Genomic DNA, 16,596 nt, shown 5'->3' with positions numbered 1-16,596 from the left:
TTCCGTTTCAATTTGGTATTACGGAAACAGTTGCAAAAACGTGCAACGCTCACTAATTTCAGGATAACTCATGTCAGACTGGAGATTTACGTGATGAAAAGAATTTCACGCACAGTTGTAACGGCAACCATTTTGTCCGTCGCCCTTCTCGCAAGCGGATGCAGTGATACCTGGCAAGGTGTCAAAGAAGATACGAGCAAAAATCTGGATAAAGCGGGCGATGTCGTTATCAAGGCTGGTGAAAAGCTGAAATCTGAATAACATCTGTCGAAATACCAAACCGGAACTCCCCTTGTTTAGTTGATATTTCGGACCAGGCATATCCCGTGATCCGTTTCTCCCAGCGAAAAGCGGCCATGACTTACTTTCTGAAATATTCGCGATTCGGCATATTCAGGTCTTTTTGTCCGCACAACACAATATTTGAGCGTTTTATTATAATATTAACCATATTTATTAACCATACCCCTTTAAAAATTGTGAAATTTACTTCCGGTTTTTTTAAGAGATTGAACATTGTGCAATTGTTAAAATTCTCGCAACTTTCTGTTTTTAAAATATATTTCTCAATTTCCCCCATATAGCCACTTCATTTGACGTAATAACAATAGTTCCGGTAAAATATCGCCGTCGCTGAAATGAGGGGCGATATCTTTCTCAAACAGTATTGATTTCAAAATCCCCGAGAGGAAATGAACTCGGATTGAAGACAATATGAAATCATTTTGGATCACTGCTTCCTGTGCGCTGTTACTCGGCATCTCCACATCAATGGCGAAGGCCGCATCACTGCATGGACCGTATGAATCGGAAAATCAGATTAGCCGCATTGAGTGGGTTGTTGATCTTTACTATCAGCGGAATAGCAGAACAGCCTCTTTGTTTACCGTAGAGAAATTCAGCAGCATATCCCAAGACAGAACAAGCTCTCTGTCATTCGACCATGAAAAGAGTGATCCCTTAAATCTGTTTTTTGCTCCGGCCGAGCATAATTCTGAAGCCTTCCATGAGAAATGGATAAGTCTTCTCCTAGGTGTCCGGACATGGGATATCGAGACGGAGAATAGTTTTTATTCACCATCAGATTATTAGATTTCGATGGTTTTTATTCCGGCATCGGGCCTAACAACAGTTCCGGATCAAGCCGTTCCTCAAGCCAGTTGAGACGCCAGTCAAGATGTGGTCCCGTTGCCCGCCCTGTCGCACCGATTTCACCGATCTTTTCGCCCTGTCGGACCATTTGACCGACCCTCACCTCAATTTGACTAAGATGGGAATAAACGGAAACAAGGCCATAGCCATGATCAATCATCACCGTGCCGCCCGTGTAGAAAAGATCTGCCTCCGCCATTCTCACTTTTCCGTCTGTCGAGGCAACAACCGGGGTTCCAACGGGAGCCGCAATATCCAGCCCGAAATGTGGTCGCTTGGGATTGCCATTTAACACCCGCTGACTACCATACACGCCGCTTAGCCGACCCTTTGCCGGCCATTGCCAGCCGGAAAGGAACCAATTCTCGGGCGTTTCAATCGCGCGAATGCGAGCGATCTCGGCATTTTCCTTACGTATCCGCGCGAGGAATTCAGGGCTTGGCGTCACCTTGGAAGGAGGCAATCCGTCAACATGTTCGATTTGGTAGTCCCGCTTGGTGATAGCCAGTGTTTGCGTCTCACTTTGACCATCCGGATAGGTGATATCAAGCACTGCATAATCCTTGAAATCCCGGCCAAATCCGAGAAGAAACCGACCTTCCGGCGAAACCGTCACAGGCTTGCCCTCAAGAAGGACTTTGGTGCCAGGCTCCGTCTGTCCAATAACGAGGCCGCCTTGCGTGAAATTTCCGGTCAATGTGACACTATCGGCGAGCGCATTCAGGGAAAAGAGGAAAGCGACAAGAAACAAACCCAACCGGATCATAAGAGGCTTCCCTGCTTTGGAGGCGACTTTGGTTTTGGCGCCTTTTTTGGGGCAGATGCAGTTTTGCCGCCTGCGCCACTCTGGAATATCGCAGCCGCCTTACCGTCAGAAAATTCGACCTCAACCATGCGTCCTGCTGTGGCGTCCCCAACCGAGGAAATAGGCTTGCCCGCTTCATCCCAAACGATACTATACCCCCGTTTCAGCACCCGCCGGAAGGAGAGGCTTTCCAGCAATCTCACTGTCGCCTCCAACCGATCTCCAGCACGATCCTTTTTTACCGTCAGGTTCCGGGTCATTTGCCGATCAAGCTGATTCAACCGGTCTTCATACTGTGCCAATGGTCGTGTCAGCAATTGTGGGCGCAACTTGGCAACGGCGCCAGAAAATTGCTGTTTCTTGAAATTGAGATTGCCGGAAACTGACTGGCGCAATCGGCTCTCCAGATGGTCCAGATGCTGGATTTTTTCCGCAATCAAAGACGCCGGATCACGAAGGCCGCGGGAGAGACCAGCCAGCCTCTCCCGCTTGTCTGATAAGGACCGGTTCAGGCTGCGTTTGATGCGCCGTTCCTGATCATCAATATAGGCGATCAGTTCCGAGCGGACAGGTACCGCAATTTCCGCCGCGGCTGTAGGCGTCGGCGCGCGCTGGTCCGACGCAAAATCGATCAGCGTTGTATCGGTTTCATGACCAACCGCTGAAATCAGCGGGATGACGCTTTCCGCTGCGGCGCGAACCACTTCTTCCTCATTGAACGCCCAGAGATCTTCAAGACTGCCGCCGCCCCGCGCCACGATAAGGAGATCCGGGCGTGGAATATCTCCTTCCTCCGGCAGGGCATTAAAGCCACGTATCGCGCCCGCGATCTGACCCGCCGCGCTCTCTCCCTGCACCAGCACGGGCCAGAGCAGGACATGGGTCGGGAGCCGATCCCGCAGGCGATGCAATATATCCCGGATTACGGCGCCCGTCGGCGACGTAACGACGCCAATAACTCCCGGAAGATAGGGAAGAGCCTTTTTCCGCTCAGACGCGAAAAGTCCCTCTGCGGCAAGCTTCTTCTTTCGCTCTTCCAGCAGCGCCATAAGGGCGCCGACGCCGGCTGGCTCCATCACATCTATGACAATCTGGTATTTGGAACGCCCGGGATAAGTGGTCAGCTTTCCCGTACAGACGACCTCCAGCCCGTCTTCCGGCCGGAACCTGAGCCTGTCGGCCATTCCGCGCCACATGATCGCGTCCAGTACCGCCTTGTCATCCTTGAGCGTCAGATACACATGACCCGATGTGGCTCGCTTCAAACCCGAAATCTCCGCCCTCACCCGGACATGGCCGAAAGCATCTTCAACTGTCCGCTTGAGCGCCCCACTAAGTTCTGAAACCGTATATTCATGGATGTTGGAGGAACCGGAATTCTGATTTTCTGACACAATTTGCCTTCAAGATTGTTTAGCCTGCCGCCACAGTATGCTACAAACTCTCGTCTGTCCTTCATAGGAATTGTTACGAAAAAATATGAAAATTCTTGTTATTGGCTCTGGCGGCCGCGAGCACGCGCTTTGCTGGGCCCTCAAAAAATCCCCCCTGATAAGCAAGCTATACTGTGCGCCCGGAAATGGCGGTATCGAGGATGTGGCGGACTGTATCCCGATAAAGGCCGAGGACATTCCGGCGATTATTGATTTTTGCAAGCAGGAATCTATCGATTTCGTTGTCGTCGGCCCCGAAGGTCCGCTGGTGATGGGGCTGGTGGATGAGCTCGATGATGCGGGTATCAAGAGTTTCGGCCCGCGGGCCGCCGCCGCTCAGCTCGAAGGCTCCAAAGGTTTCATGAAAGACCTCTGCCGAACCTATAATATTCCGACAGCGGCATATCAGCGTTTCGATAACGCGGAAGCCGCAAAGAACTATGTAGAAAGCCAGAGCCTGCCGATTGTCATAAAAGCAGACGGGCTCGCGGCGGGAAAGGGCGTCATTATCGCCATGACGCAAGCCGAGGCGAAAGAGACAATTGACGAGATTTTCGGTGGTCTTTTTGGTGGCGCAGGTGCCGAGATCGTAATTGAGGAATTCATGGAAGGCGAGGAGGCAAGCTTCTTCGCACTGACGGACGGAGAGAATATTCTCCCTCTCGCGACAGCCCAGGATCATAAAGCCGTTGGTGACGGCGATACGGGTCTGAATACCGGCGGCATGGGCGCTTACTCTCCGGCACCGGTCATGACAGATGAAATGATCACCCTCACCATGAGTCGGATCATAGAACCCACCGTCGCCGCAATGAAAGCCCAAGGAACACCTTACACCGGCGTGCTCTATGCCGGACTGATGATCACAAAAGAGGGCCCCAGGCTTATTGAGTATAATGTCCGTTTTGGCGATCCTGAATGCCAGGTACTCTGCGCCCGGATGAAAAGCGACCTTCTACCGGCCCTTATCGCCACTGCGGATAAGTCTCTTGAATCAATTTCCCTGGAATGGGAAACGGATACGGCCTTGCTTGTGGTCATGGCCGCAAATGGATATCCGGGGGCTTATGAGAAGAATACCAAGATTAAGGGCCTTGATAAAGCTGCGACAATTGATGATGTTCTGATCTTTCATGCCGGGACAAAACGGCAGGATGGGAAGATGCTCGCCGTTGGCGGACGTGTGCTCGGAATCACGGGAATGGGAAAAACCGTTAAACAAGCACAGAAAAAAGCGTATAGTGGCGTGAACGCGATCAGCTGGCCGGACGGTTTCTGCCGATCCGATATAGGATGGCGGGCAGTTGATCGCAATGTAGCAGGGTAAATAACAACAAGAAGGGGCAAAAATGTCCGACGATTCAGCCCAGTTTTCGGGAACTATGGAAGTCCGCGAGCGTCTAAAGTTCGACGTTGCATCACTGGAGGCCTACCTTAAGCAGAATGTTGACGGGTTCAAAGGCCCGCTGGAAGTTGCACAATTCAAGGGCGGACAATCCAACCCGAGTTATATGCTGACCACACCAAACCGGAAATATGTTCTGCGGCGCAAACCTCCGGGGAAACTGCTTCCATCGGCTCACGCGGTAGATCGGGAATATCGTGTAATGACCGCGCTTGCAAATACCGAAGTCCCGGTTCCAGAAACTTTCTGCCTTTGCGAAGACGAAGACATCATCGGCACCATGTTCTATGTCATGGAATTTTTGGACGGTGATATCGAGTGGGATCCATCTCTTCCGAATTATTCCAAGGCCAATCGCGTCGCCGTATTCGACAGTATGAATGCCGCCATGGCATCGCTTCATATGGTTGACTATAAAGCAGTAGGACTGGAGAGCTTCGGCAAGCCGACGGAGTATCTTGCCCGCCAGATCAGCCGCTGGACCAAGCAGTATAAAGCATCGGAAACCGAAACGATCGAGGCCATGGATAATCTGATGGCATGGCTGCCCGACAACATTCCCCCGGGCGATGAGACGGCCATTGTCCATGGTGACTACCGGTTGGACAACACCGTCCTTAACAAGGATACGCATCGTGTCATGGGTATCCTTGATTGGGAGCTGGCTACTCTCGGGCATCCGCTTGCCGATTTTTCTTATCATTGTATGACATGGCGGCTGGAACCGGAGCTGTTCCGTGGCCTGAACGGACTTGACCTTCCGGCGCTCGGCATCCCGACAGAAGAACAATATGTTGCCTCCTATTGCGAACGCACAGGACGTGACGGTATCGAGAACTGGGATTTCTATGCCGCCTATAACATGTTCCGCCTTGCCGCCATTTTGCAGGGCATTGTCGGCCGGGTAAAGGATGGCACAGCATCCAACAAGAACGCCGCCGACGTTGCCGTCCGTGTGAAACCGCTCGCAATACGTGGCTGGGAACAGGCGGAAAAAATCATCAAGGGCGCTTAAACGCCATCATCCTGAAGGCACAAAACAAGCAGGGATTATCATGACGGACGGAGTAGAGCTCATCCCGGTCCGGGAAATGCACCAGTTTAACGAAGGGGCCCTTTTTGATTATCTGACTGAAAATATTGACAGTTTCAAGGGACCACTTCAGATCAGCCAGTTTCAGGGCGGTCAGTCCAATCCGACCTTTCTGCTCAAGACGCCGGAGCGCGAGTATGTGATGCGCAAAAAGCCGCCGGGAAATCTTCTTCCGTCTGCGCATGCGGTCGATCGCGAGTATAAAGTCATCTCCGCCCTTAAAGACACGGATGTGCCCGTTCCGCAGACCTTTTGCCTGTGCGAAGATGACAGCATTATTGGCACAGCCTTTTATATCATGGAAAAGGTGGAAGGACGGGTTCTCACAGCGCCGGCGCTTCCGGGTATAGACCCTGAGATGCGCACCGCCATCTATGATTCAATGAATGATGCGCTCGCTAAACTTCACAATGTAGACATTGACTCAGTCGGGCTTTCCGATTTTGGCAGAAAAGGGGGCTATCTTGCCCGACAGGTTGATCGTTGGAGCAAGCAATATCGCGCATCCCAGACCCATAATCTGGAAAGCATGGACAATCTCATCAAATGGCTGCCCGAAAATATCCCTGACAATGATGAAAGCGGAATTGTCCATGGCGACTATCGCCTTGGAAATCTGATTCTACATCCAACCGAACCCAGAGTGCTCGCCGTTCTTGACTGGGAGCTCGCGACCATTGGGCACCCCCTTTCTGATCTCGCCTACAACTGTATGGCCTACCATTTCATTCATCCAATCAATGGTGGGCTCGTCGGGGTTGACCTTGAGAAATCCGGCATTCCGACTGAGGAGGCTTATATCGACGCTTACTGCAAGCGGACAGGGCGCGATGGCATCGATAACTGGGAGTTTTATGTCGCCTTCTCCCTGTTCCGTATTACCGCGATCGTTCAGGGTGTCTACAAACGCGGCCTGGATGGGAATTCAAGCTCTGTGGTGGGTGAGGAATATGCGCAATATGCAAAAATGGTCGCTGATCTGGCCTGGAGCCAATGCGAGAAACAATAGGCGTGCAGACGAGCCAGGCTAGTTTTTCTCTGCATCCTCGATGCGAAGATTGGCCCACCGTCGGACACATTCCGTCGGCTCCATAACCAGTCCTGCCGCATCACCAAGTCCCGAGACAGGCTGCAATCCCGTATGCGCGATCAAATCCTGGGTCAACCACTCACAGGGATCAAGGCTTTCATACCGATATAGAAAGCCGGCGACAATCACAATCACGCCCAGCATTACCCAACCCAGAAATTTAATCATTCTTCATAAAACCCGAACACGCGCCACTATAAACAAGGACAAGCCTGTATATAGGTAAACCCCTGCCGCATCCTAACGAAAAAATTCGAAGGGAAAAAGAAAAGCTCCCCTGACGGAGAGCTTTTCTGGAAATCTACGTCTGTGGTTTCAGATCAATCGTATTTTTTAAGTTCCAGTCGACCAATCTGGTTGCGATGCACCTCATCTGGCCCGTCAGCGAGGCGCAGGGTCCGTGAATGTGCATAGGCAAAAGCAAGACCAAAATCATCACTGACACCGCCTGCACCATGTGCCTGAATTGCCCAGTCAATGATCTTGCCGGTAATATTCGGCGCGATCACCTTAATCATGGCAATTTCCGCCTTGGCTTCCTTGTTGCCGACTGTGTCCATCATATAAGCGGCCTTAAGGGTGAGTAGCCGGGCCTGTTCGATCATGCCGCGAGATTCAGCGATGCGCTCCAGAGTGACCGTCTGTTCCGCAATCGGCTTGCCAAAAGCGACGCGGGATTTTACCCGCTTGCACATTTTCTCAAGTGCCCGCTCGGCCACACCAATCTGCCGCATGCAATGATGGATACGGCCCGGGCCAAGACGCCCTTGCGCAATCTCAAATCCGCGCCCTTCGCCCAGCAACATGTGATCCGCAGGGACCCTCACGTCCTTGAACTCCACTTCCGCATGACCGTGCGGCGCATCGTCATAGCCGAATACCGGGAGAAAGCGCTTCACATTGATACCAGGCGTATCCATGGGGACAATAATCATCGACTGCTGCTTGTAGCGCGATGCTGACTTGTCAGTTTTTCCCATAAATATCAGAACCTTGCAACGTGGGTCATAGGCGCCCGAAGTCCACCATTTAGTGCCATTGATGACATATTCGTCACCGTCCCGATTGATTTCGGATTCAATGTTTGTCGCGTCAGACGAGGCCACTGCCGGTTCCGTCATGGCAAAGGCCGAGCGAATTTCACCTTCAAGCAAAGGCTTCAACCAACGTTCCTTCAACTCTTCACTGGCATACCGTTCGAACACTTCCATGTTCCCGGTATCCGGAGCAGAACAGTTAAAAACCTCCGGCGCGAAACTGACGCGCCCCATGATTTCGCACAGTGGCGCATATTCGAGATTTGTAAGGCCGGCACCCCGGTCGCTTTCTGGTAGAAACAGATTCCACAAACCCGCTGCCTTCGCCTTGGCCTTCAGTTCTTCAACGATTGCCGTTGGCTGCCATCGATCTCCCTCGTCAACCTGATCGTAAAACACTTGCTCATTAGGATAGACGTGTTCGTCCATGAATGCCTGCAACCGCCCTTGCAGTTCCTTCACCTTATCTGAATATTCGAAGTTCATCCGCTGTTCCTTTTTGTTATTTTGGCTTTTTGTTATTATTTTTGTCGTTTCTATCTTTAATTATTTAGCGGCGCGTTTCAAAGAAATTCTTTAAAAGGGCCGCAGATTCACTCTCCCGTAAACCGCCATAGATTTCCGGGCGGTGGTGGCAACCCGCCTGATCGAAAATTCGCGCACCATGCTCCACTCCGCCACCCTTCGGATCATACGCGCCAAAATAGAGCCGCCTGATCCGGGCCAGTGAAATTGCCGCTGCACACATCGGGCAGGGCTCAAGCGTAACATATAGGTCGCAGTCTACAAGCCTCTGGCTTCCGACCATATTCCCGGCCGCCCGGATAGCCAGCATTTCGGCATGCGCTGTCGGATCATGACGACCAACCATCTGGTTTCCAACATTCGCGATGACGCGCCCGGATATCGTATCAACAATCACCGCACCGACCGGCACCTCTCCCCGCTTGCCGGCAATCTCCGCCGTGCGATAAGCCAGATCCATATAATCGGCAAGTTCGTTATCCATGATTGAAACCTCGCAATTTGACCGCTATCCGTCAAGCAATAGTAATTTAGGGAATTTATTGAAATATTCCTGAAGAGGCCAGTTGAGTTGTGGACAAGAGAGGACTAAAAGAAAGCATGAATGTTCCTGTTATCGGCATAACCCTCGATTCTGAGGATCCCGGCGGCTATTCCAACATGCCTTGGTACGCGCTTCGGCAGAACTATGCAGATGTCGTTGTCGAAAGCGGTGGCCTGCCCCTCGCCCTCCCTCATGAGCCTGACCAGGTTGCTGCCTATGTCGAAAAGCTTGATGGTCTGGTAGTTACAGGCGGGGCGTTCGATGTCGACCCTGCCATGTTCGGCGCCACAACTCGCCATGATACCGTCGTGACAAAAGACAGGCGTACCCTGTTTGAGAAGAATATTACGGAAGCCATGCTCGCCGCAGACAAACCGGTTCTTGGCATTTGTGGCGGACAGCAACTTCTGCATGTCATCCTTGGCGGCACCCTTATCCAGCATATTCCGGACGAGGTGGAAAATGCGCTCGCGCATGAACAGCCCAATCCCCGAACAGAGGCCGGACATAGCGTCAACGTCATAAACGGCACTTTTCTGCATCGCATTGTCGGAACCGACACCCTTGCCGTCAACAGCGCCCATCATCAGGCGGCGAAAGAGGTCAGTTCGAATATTACGGTCAACGCGGTCGCCGAGGATGGAGTCATCGAAGGAATTGAGGATAACCGCTATCGGTTCTGCCTAGGCGTTCAATGGCACCCTGAATATCTCATTTCGGAGGGAGACCGGCGGATAATTGATGCGTTCATCAAAGCCTCGGCCCAGTAAAAAATGGTATCAGACAGTTCACAGAAAGAACGGATTGCCAAACGCATGGCCCGCGCCGGGCTATGTTCACGGCGGGAAGCTGAGCGCTGGATTGAGGCTGGCCGCGTCTCTGTCAACGGCAGAAAGCTCGAAACGGCTGCTTTTACCGTTGATCAGAACGATAAAATCACTGTCGATGGAAACGATATCCCCACGCTTGAACGGCCGCGTCTCTGGCGTTACCACAAACCGCCGGGACTTGTTACCAGCCACAAGGACGAAAAAGGACGCGATACCGTTTTCGATAAACTGCCGGAAGAATTGCCGCGCGTCATCTCGGTCGGTCGGCTTGACCTGAATTCTGAAGGGTTGCTCCTGCTCACCAATGATGGCGAACTCGCCCGGAGACTTGAACTGCCCGCAACCGGCTGGAAGCGGAAATATAGGGTAAGGGTACATGGTCATCCGAAAGAGGTGGACATGCAACAGCTGGCCAAAGGCCTGACCATTGACGGGGTGCGCTATGGGTCGATTGAAGGCACGATCGATAGCAGTAAAGGCGCGAACAGCTGGCTGACCATTTCTCTCCGTGAAGGAAAGAATCGCGAAATCCGTAAAGTGATGGAACATCTCGGCTACACGGTCTCCCGACTGATCCGCATATCCTATGGCCCGATGTCGCTGGGCGATTTGCGCGCTGGTGCGGTCGAGGAGGTAAAGTCGAAGATCCTGCGCGATCAAATGGGGGTCGAGAAATTCGAGGATGATAAGGAAACACCCAAGAAGGGACAACGCCCGCCACGCGGCAAACGGACGGTAAATTTTAAAAAGCCGCAGTCTTCCCCAAAGCCATCTTCAAGTGGCCAAAACCGGCCAACTTTAAAGGCCCGGTCCGCGGCCAAACGCACTGACTAATGCGCATTGTCGGCGGCAATCTCCGGGGCAAGAAACTGCTTCTCCCAGAAGACAAACGTATCCGTCCAACATCCGACCGCACGAGAGAAGCCCTTTTCAACATACTCGGCCATGACCGGGATATGCGAGGCGAGAGCGGCCCTCTTCCCGCGAGGGCCCGCGCTCTCGATCTATTTGCGGGAACAGGTGCGCTTGGACTGGAAGCGCTCTCCCGTGGCGCGGCGCATGTCACATTTATGGACAATCATCCGGACAGCCTGAAACTCATTGGCGCGAATATCAGACACATGAACCTCTCCCGCCAGGCGGATATATTAAGGCGGGATGTGGCGTCACCCGGAATTGCCAGCGAGCCGTATGACCTCGTATTGATGGACCCGCCTTACGGAGCTGACCTCGCACTGCCGTCCATTCAGGCGCTTAAAATGGGGGGCTGGCTCAGGCCCGGCTCCATCATCGTCATTGAGCTTGGCGCGAAAGAAGAGTTTGCTCTTCCAAATGGCTTCGACTTGCTGAAAGACCGCACCTATGGCGCCGCGCGGCTTATTTTCCTTCGCACAACAGCGGATCAATGTGGCGGTACTTCCTGAACTGTGATCCGATAAGGGCAAGGCGATCTTCAAAGGGAGGAAGCCTTGCGGCATTGATCAAAGGTTCTGCCAACGGATCGAAGCCGCAATTCTGAAATTCAAGGGATAGGCTCAGGCGGGGGTTCCGCGCTCCCGCTGAATAACGACCACCCCAATGATACAGGTCCTGCGGCCAGCCAAGCACGGATCCGGCGCGAGCAGGTAATGCCCGCGCCGAGAGGAGGTCAAGTTTATCCGGTGATGAAGCTTGCTCCTCATTTCTATTGTCGGATCGCGGCAGGACATAAATGCAGCCGTTCGCCTCATCCGTATCGGTGAGGGGCAGCCAAAGAGACAGGCTCATCAATAGGGCATCGGGGCCCGAACCGAAAACCGTGTCCGCATCACAATCCCGGTGCGGCGGCCAGCCGCGCGCGCCCTCTTGTCTGAGATGCCAGGCCCACAGGTTTGGCAGAACGGCAAATTTCTCTCCGAGAAAATGACGTATCACCCGATTCAAGCGCACGAACAGCCACCATGGCTGATCATAGAGAAAGATATAAACCGGCGGGATACCCTCCGAATCCAGCGCATACATGGCATCGCGAACAGGGGCTATTTCTGCTTCATCTAACACCGCCGGAATATTGAAATACCCCTCTTTCCAAAAATGATCTGAAATTTCACTCAGCCTCTCATCGGAAAAAGACAACTCCGTTATCTCACATACCGCCCCGATCGTCAGGTCCGGAGCAAGGGCCTGCCATTCTTCCTGATCCATTCGTTCACGCATATCGACCCGCCACATAACCGGAGGACCAGGCCCATTGGAAATTATATCCGCCGAGGAAGCCCGTAACGTCGACTGCTTCTCCGATAAAGAACAACCCCGCCACCTCCTTTGCTTCCATGGTTTTGGAATTAAGGGCCGCCGTACTGACGCCGCCAATCGTTACTTCTGCCTTGGCATAGCCTTCTGTTCCTATTGGAACAATATTAACCAGTTTAAATACTTTTACCAGATCGTCGATTTGCTTATCCGAACAATTACCGACCTCCGGCAATTCACTGACTTCGTTCATTAATTTTGAAGCCAGCCGCGCCGGAAGAAACTCCTTCATTAAGCTGCTTACCTGAATTTTCGGCTGCGACCGACGCTTTTCTTTGAGCAGTCTCCCCAGATCGACATCCGGTAAAAAGTCAATCATCACAGAATCACCGGGTTCCCAGAATGAGGAAATCTGCAATATGGCCGGACCACTGAGACCGCGATGAGTAAATAACAGATTTTCCCGAAAACTGGTTTTGCGAAGGCGGATTTCCACATCAGCAGACACACCGGTCAAATTCGCAAAGCGCTTCTTGTCCTTCGGTGAAAAAGTAAAGGGCACTAGTCCCGCCCGTCGGTTCGTGAGCGGCAAGCCAAAGCCCTTGGCGATGCGATAGGCAATGTCATTTGCCCCCAGCTTCGGAATAGAGAGCCCTCCTGTTGCAACAACAAGGCTTTGCAGCTGAATGGTTTGACGGCCAGCGAAGACAAGAAATCCATTCTCTTGCTTCTTCGCAACTTCTGCGCCACATTCCCGCCAAATCGTAACACCTGCCTCTTTGCATTCCGTCTCCAGCATATCCACGATCCGGGCAGAGCTGTCATCGCAGAAGAGCTGACCCAGCTTTTTCTCATGATAGGCAATACCGTGCTTTTCGACGACGGTGATAAAATCCGTTTGAGTATACTGACGCAACGCGGATTTGCAGAAATGCGGATTTTCCGAGATAAATTTTTCCGGCCCGGCAAACAGATTGGTGAAATTGCAGCGCCCGCCGCCGGAGATCAGGATTTTCTGGCCGCATTTTCGCGCCTTTTCAAGCAACAGAACCCGACGTCCCCGCTTTCCGGCCTCGATGGCGCACATCATGCCTGCGGCGCCCGCGCCAATGACCGCTACGTCAAAATCATGCGCGTCCGCTTGCGTCATTCTACTACCTTGTTGATGGGTTACCGGGAACGGTTCTAGCGCCGTCCAAACAGTTTTTCAATATCGCCGAGTTGGAGTTCTACGTAAGTCGGGCGACCATGATTGCACTGGCCGCTGTGCGGGGTGACCTCCATTTCGCGTAAAAGTGCATTCATCTCTTCAATACTTAACCGCCGACCGGCGCGTACTGACCCATGACAAGCCATGGTCGCGCAGACATCGTCCAGCCGGTCCTTCAGGGAAAGGGCTGTATCCAGCTCCCCCAGATCATCCGCGAGATCCTGAACCAGACCCTTGATATTGCACTCACCCAGCATGGCGGGGGTTTCCCGCACCACGATTGCCCCAACCCCAAACGGTTCCAGCAGCAACCCCATTTCCGCAAGTTCCTCTGCACGTTCCGCCAGTCGATTGGCCGAAATTTCATCGAGTTCCACCACTTCGGGGAGGAGGAGCATCTGCCGCGCAACCGCCTTTTGCGATAACTGCTTCTTCATACGCTCCATGACCAGCCGTTCATGCGCGGCATGTTGATCCACCAGCACAAGGCCGTTGGCCGTCTGAGCCACGATATATGTCTCATGTAGCTGGCTTCGGGCGGCCCCGAGCGGATAATCCTCGAGAGCACGAGCCGCTTCCTGCTGCATTGGCGTTTCTTCGGCGCGCCTTGCCATTGGCGGACTGGATGTGTCCAGAGGCGCCTGAAATTCGGCGCTGGCTTCGGCGAGACCCGGCGAGGAATGTTGCGGCATAGCCTCGTTCCAGCGCCCCCAATTGCTGGCGGGCCGGCTTGGCGACTGAAGCGGCAAGGGAGTGTTCTGTTGGCGAAACGCCCCCAGCGCCTGTCCGGAAATCGTCGAAGAGGCGCGATGGCCGTTTTCGGCAAGCGCATGCCGGAGCGCGCCGACGATCAGGCCGCGCACACCGCCGGAATCGCGAAACCGCACTTCCGCTTTCGCAGGGTGAACATTCACGTCCACCTGATCCGGCGGCAGCTCCAAAAAAAGAGCCAGAAGCGGATGGCGGTTCCGGGCAAGCAGATCCATATAGGCCCCGCGAACGGCCCCGGTAAATAATTTGTCCCGGACCGGGCGTCCATTCACGAACATGAATTGCATCATCGCATTTCCCCGGTTAAAGGTTGGCACCCCGGCATAGCCCGCGAGCTTGATTCCATCCCGCTCCGCCTCAATCCGGATGGCATTCTCAGCAAAATCCCGCCCCATGATCGCGCCCAGCCGACCGAGCCAGCTATCGAACAGGTCGCCTTCTGCACCGGTTACCCGAAGGGCCGTGCGATTCTCATCAGCCAGTGTGAAGGAAATCGATGGAAAGGCCATGGCCAGTCTTCGCATTACATCCAGTGCCGCGCCAAACTCGGCGCGTTCCGTTTTCAGAAACTTGAGCCGTGCAGGGGTCGCAAAGAATATATCGCGCACTTCAACCCGCGTTCCTTCCGGCCCTCCGTCCGGCGCAATGGGCCCTTTGCGCCCACCTTCAACGCTTAATTTCCATGCGTTCTCGCCCCCCTTTTGACGAGACGTAATCGTCATACGGCTGACAGAGGCAATCGACGGCACCGCCTCCCCCCGAAATCCGAGATTCTGGATAAACAGAAGATCATCATCTGGCAGCTTGGACGTCGCGTGGCGCTCAAAACACAGCTCCAGCTCTTCAGCGCTCATGCCAAAACCGTTATCCGTAACGGTAATCAAGGATCGTCCGCCATCGCGCATCACGACGTCGATTTTCGTCGCACCGGCATCGATCGCATTTTCCACCAGTTCCTTGACAGCGGACGCAGGGCGTTCCACCACCTCGCCAGCGGCGATTTGATTGACAATATTTTCAGGAAGGCGTCTTAGGGGCATTTTGATCCAGCAAGCTAGTTCCAAGCAACGACTTTAACAAAATTGCTGTCCTGGGCCTAGGGCTCTCCTCCTAATTCTTTTGCACTCCCACTCCTGAGGCTTCAAGGTTTTCCGGCTGGCCCGCAACGACAACAATCAGCTTGTCCGGATCGAGCAGTTTCTGCGCCACCCGTATGATATCCTCTTGTGTGACGGCATTAATCAGCTTGGGCCGGTCATTCAGATAATCTGCCGGCAAATTGCTGAACTGCATCGCAACAAGTATGTCGGCAATGCGATCGTTGGAAGAGAGGCTCAACGGGAAGGAGCCGTTCAAATAGGTCTTTGCCGCGGCCAGTTCCTCCGCTGTTACCCCTTCCGCGCGAATGCGTTCCAGCTCCGCTTCCACAAGCTCAAGCGCGGGCTTGACCGTTGCATTGCTGGTGCCGAACCCGCCCATCTGCAAGCCGGCTGATTTCATGGGGTAAAGATAGGTATAAACCGAATATACCAGCCCGCGCTTCTCTCTGATTTCCTCTGTCAGGCGTGACTGGAAGCTGCCTCCGCCGAGGATGTAATTCAGCACATAGGCGGCATAGTAATCCGGATCATCCCGCTTCAGGCCCTGCCCTCCAAAGACAACAACGCTTTGCGGGATTTCCTGCGGAATAATCTTGACGGCAGCTTCTTGGATCGGGGTCGTCTGCGGAACAATTGGAACACCAGCCTTTTCGGGAAGGGTGCCGAATGTCTTATCCAGAAGCGGGCCCAGTTCCGCTGCGCTGATATCACCGACGACGCCAATCACCATATTGTCCTTACCAAGACGCGTTTCGGCAAAAGAAACGAGGTCTTCCCGGGTCACGGCGGCCATGCTTTCAAGCGTTCCCTCCGATGGCAGGCTATAGGGATGGTCGCCAAATGCGAGTTCAAACCAGGCGCGTCCTGCCAGACTGTTGGGATCAGACAGTTTCCGGTTGAGGGAGGACATGATCTGGCCACGAATACGCTCGACAGGCTCGCTGTCAAACCGCGGATCAGTAACGGCAAGCCCGAACAACCGGAATGCCTCTTCCGTATTCTCGGTGAGGGTTTTAAGGCTGCCGGAAAAGCTGTCCTTGCTGGCGTCAAAACCGAGTTGTATCGCCAAGTCCGACAACGTCTCCTGAAACGCCTTGCTGTCATAGTCACCGGACCCTTCATCCATTGTTGAAGAGGCGAGATAAGCCAGGCCTGCCTTGTCGGCCGGATCAAGGCTTGCCCCGCCCCGCCAGGCGACATTCATACTCACGATGGGGATGGATGGCTCTTCAACCAACCAAGCCTTTATCCCGCCGGGGCTCTCGATCTTCTGGATTTCAACCGCTTTTGCCGGGAGGCTGGCAAGAACCACCAGAGCAAAAATCAAGGGTGCGGCAAACGCGCGAAAAGCCTGTTGCATCATGGGTCC

General features: G+C 53.5%; 16 protein-coding genes. 7 read left to right on the top strand and 9 right to left on the bottom strand.

The features are described 5' to 3' along the window. Window positions 1-93 precede the first annotated feature (93 nt). On the top strand, window positions 94-261 hold the full coding sequence (locus AAC599_RS12705) for a hypothetical protein (RefSeq protein WP_340150778.1): 168 nt from the start codon (window positions 94-96) through the stop codon (window positions 259-261). Window positions 262-1,105: 844 nt separating this feature from the next. Here AAC599_RS12705 and AAC599_RS12700 read toward each other — a convergent pair. After that, on the bottom strand, window positions 1,106-1,918 hold the full coding sequence (locus AAC599_RS12700; protein WP_340150777.1) for a M23 family metallopeptidase: 813 nt from the start codon (window positions 1,916-1,918) through the stop codon (window positions 1,106-1,108). Then, window positions 1,915-3,351: an exodeoxyribonuclease VII large subunit gene (gene xseA / locus AAC599_RS12695; protein ID WP_340150776.1), complete on the bottom strand. Its 1,437-nt coding sequence runs from the start codon at window positions 3,349-3,351 to the stop codon at window positions 1,915-1,917. Before xseA ends, AAC599_RS12700 begins: the two co-directional genes overlap by 4 nt. An 85-nt stretch (window positions 3,352-3,436) precedes the next feature. Between xseA and purD the strand changes: the two genes are divergently transcribed. From purD to AAC599_RS12680, 3 genes are read left to right on the top strand one after another with little or no spacing between them, the layout of a single operon-like run. Next, window positions 3,437-4,717, top strand: coding sequence for a phosphoribosylamine--glycine ligase (gene purD / locus AAC599_RS12690; RefSeq protein ID WP_340150775.1), 1,281 nt, complete (start codon window positions 3,437-3,439; stop codon window positions 4,715-4,717). 22 nt (window positions 4,718-4,739) lie between these two features. Continuing rightward, window positions 4,740-5,810 (top strand): phosphotransferase family protein, encoded by a 1,071-nt coding sequence (locus AAC599_RS12685; protein ID WP_340150774.1) that lies wholly within the window; start codon window positions 4,740-4,742, stop codon window positions 5,808-5,810. Between the two features lie 40 nt (window positions 5,811-5,850). After that, entirely contained in the window at window positions 5,851-6,897 is a 1,047-nt protein-coding gene (locus tag AAC599_RS12680; RefSeq protein ID WP_340150773.1) for a phosphotransferase, read from the top strand. Between the two features lie 18 nt (window positions 6,898-6,915). On the opposite strand, the gene AAC599_RS12675 is transcribed toward AAC599_RS12680, so the two are convergent. From AAC599_RS12675 to AAC599_RS12665, 3 genes are all read right to left on the bottom strand, one after another. Then, window positions 6,916-7,146, bottom strand: coding sequence for a hypothetical protein (locus AAC599_RS12675; RefSeq protein ID WP_340150772.1), 231 nt, complete (start codon window positions 7,144-7,146; stop codon window positions 6,916-6,918). A gap of 152 nt (window positions 7,147-7,298) precedes the next feature. Next, window positions 7,299-8,501, bottom strand: coding sequence for an acyl-CoA dehydrogenase family protein (locus AAC599_RS12670; RefSeq protein ID WP_340150771.1), 1,203 nt, complete (start codon window positions 8,499-8,501; stop codon window positions 7,299-7,301). A gap of 64 nt (window positions 8,502-8,565) precedes the next feature. Next, window positions 8,566-9,024, bottom strand: a complete 459-nt coding sequence (locus AAC599_RS12665) for a nucleoside deaminase (RefSeq protein WP_340150770.1) — start codon at window positions 9,022-9,024, stop codon at window positions 8,566-8,568. A 116-nt stretch (window positions 9,025-9,140) separates the two neighbouring features. Between AAC599_RS12665 and AAC599_RS12660 the strand changes: the two genes are divergently transcribed. The 3 genes from AAC599_RS12660 to rsmD are packed head-to-tail and all read left to right on the top strand — an operon-like array spanning window position 9,141 to window position 11,338. Further along, window positions 9,141-9,854, top strand: a complete 714-nt coding sequence (locus AAC599_RS12660) for a gamma-glutamyl-gamma-aminobutyrate hydrolase family protein (RefSeq protein WP_340150769.1) — start codon at window positions 9,141-9,143, stop codon at window positions 9,852-9,854. A gap of 3 nt (window positions 9,855-9,857) precedes the next feature. Then, window positions 9,858-10,748 carry a pseudouridine synthase gene (locus AAC599_RS12655; RefSeq protein WP_340150768.1) on the top strand — a complete coding sequence of 297 codons (891 nt, stop codon included), beginning with the start codon at window positions 9,858-9,860 and terminating at the stop codon, window positions 10,746-10,748. Next, window positions 10,748-11,338 (top strand): 16S rRNA (guanine(966)-N(2))-methyltransferase RsmD, encoded by a 591-nt coding sequence (gene rsmD / locus AAC599_RS12650; protein ID WP_340150767.1) that lies wholly within the window; start codon window positions 10,748-10,750, stop codon window positions 11,336-11,338. The genes AAC599_RS12655 and rsmD overlap by 1 nt, the downstream gene beginning before the upstream one ends. On the opposite strand, the gene AAC599_RS12645 is transcribed toward rsmD, so the two are convergent. The 4 genes from AAC599_RS12645 to AAC599_RS12630 form a co-directional block, all read right to left on the bottom strand. After that, on the bottom strand, window positions 11,292-12,110 hold the full coding sequence (locus tag AAC599_RS12645) for a phytanoyl-CoA dioxygenase family protein (RefSeq protein WP_340150766.1): 819 nt from the start codon (window positions 12,108-12,110) through the stop codon (window positions 11,292-11,294). The genes rsmD and AAC599_RS12645 overlap by 47 nt on opposite strands. Next, window positions 12,103-13,296 (bottom strand): NAD(P)/FAD-dependent oxidoreductase, encoded by a 1,194-nt coding sequence (locus AAC599_RS12640; RefSeq protein WP_340150765.1) that lies wholly within the window; start codon window positions 13,294-13,296, stop codon window positions 12,103-12,105. The genes AAC599_RS12645 and AAC599_RS12640 overlap by 8 nt, the downstream gene beginning before the upstream one ends. A 35-nt stretch (window positions 13,297-13,331) precedes the next feature. Continuing rightward, window positions 13,332-15,167, bottom strand: a complete 1,836-nt coding sequence (mutL, locus tag AAC599_RS12635) for a DNA mismatch repair endonuclease MutL (protein ID WP_340150764.1) — start codon at window positions 15,165-15,167, stop codon at window positions 13,332-13,334. Window positions 15,168-15,237: 70 nt separating this feature from the next. Continuing rightward, window positions 15,238-16,587 (bottom strand): pitrilysin family protein, encoded by a 1,350-nt coding sequence (locus tag AAC599_RS12630; protein ID WP_340150763.1) that lies wholly within the window; start codon window positions 16,585-16,587, stop codon window positions 15,238-15,240. Between the last annotated feature and the right edge of the window lie 9 nt (window positions 16,588-16,596).

The sequence above is a fragment of the uncultured Sneathiella sp. genome (assembly GCF_963976355.1).
In the GTDB taxonomy this organism is placed as follows: domain Bacteria; phylum Pseudomonadota; class Alphaproteobacteria; order Sneathiellales; family Sneathiellaceae; genus Sneathiella.
This window is presented reverse-complemented; position numbering and strand designations above follow the sequence as displayed.

What these genes read in the sequence shown, in the direction of transcription:
- AAC599_RS12675 (WP_340150772.1), bottom strand. Translation starts at nt 7,146, where the DNA reads ATGATTAAATTTCTGGGTTGGGTAATGCTGGGCGTGATTGTGATTGTC.
- AAC599_RS12685 (WP_340150774.1), top strand. Translation starts at nt 4,740, where the DNA reads ATGTCCGACGATTCAGCCCAGTTTTCGGGAACTATGGAAGTCCGCGAG.
- purD (WP_340150775.1), top strand. Translation starts at nt 3,437, where the DNA reads ATGAAAATTCTTGTTATTGGCTCTGGCGGCCGCGAGCACGCGCTTTGC.
- AAC599_RS12645 (WP_340150766.1), bottom strand. Translation starts at nt 12,110, where the DNA reads ATGCGTGAACGAATGGATCAGGAAGAATGGCAGGCCCTTGCTCCGGAC.
- AAC599_RS12660 (WP_340150769.1), top strand. Translation starts at nt 9,141, where the DNA reads ATGAATGTTCCTGTTATCGGCATAACCCTCGATTCTGAGGATCCCGGC.
- AAC599_RS12680 (WP_340150773.1), top strand. Translation starts at nt 5,851, where the DNA reads ATGACGGACGGAGTAGAGCTCATCCCGGTCCGGGAAATGCACCAGTTT.
- AAC599_RS12640 (WP_340150765.1), bottom strand. Translation starts at nt 13,296, where the DNA reads ATGACGCAAGCGGACGCGCATGATTTTGACGTAGCGGTCATTGGCGCG.
- rsmD (WP_340150767.1), top strand. Translation starts at nt 10,748, where the DNA reads ATGCGCATTGTCGGCGGCAATCTCCGGGGCAAGAAACTGCTTCTCCCA.
- mutL (WP_340150764.1), bottom strand. Translation starts at nt 15,167, where the DNA reads ATGCCCCTAAGACGCCTTCCTGAAAATATTGTCAATCAAATCGCCGCT.
- AAC599_RS12630 (WP_340150763.1), bottom strand. Translation starts at nt 16,587, where the DNA reads ATGCAACAGGCTTTTCGCGCGTTTGCCGCACCCTTGATTTTTGCTCTG.
- AAC599_RS12700 (WP_340150777.1), bottom strand. Translation starts at nt 1,918, where the DNA reads ATGATCCGGTTGGGTTTGTTTCTTGTCGCTTTCCTCTTTTCCCTGAAT.
- AAC599_RS12670 (WP_340150771.1), bottom strand. Translation starts at nt 8,501, where the DNA reads ATGAACTTCGAATATTCAGATAAGGTGAAGGAACTGCAAGGGCGGTTG.
- AAC599_RS12665 (WP_340150770.1), bottom strand. Translation starts at nt 9,024, where the DNA reads ATGGATAACGAACTTGCCGATTATATGGATCTGGCTTATCGCACGGCG.
- AAC599_RS12705 (WP_340150778.1), top strand. Translation starts at nt 94, where the DNA reads ATGAAAAGAATTTCACGCACAGTTGTAACGGCAACCATTTTGTCCGTC.
- AAC599_RS12655 (WP_340150768.1), top strand. Translation starts at nt 9,858, where the DNA reads ATGGTATCAGACAGTTCACAGAAAGAACGGATTGCCAAACGCATGGCC.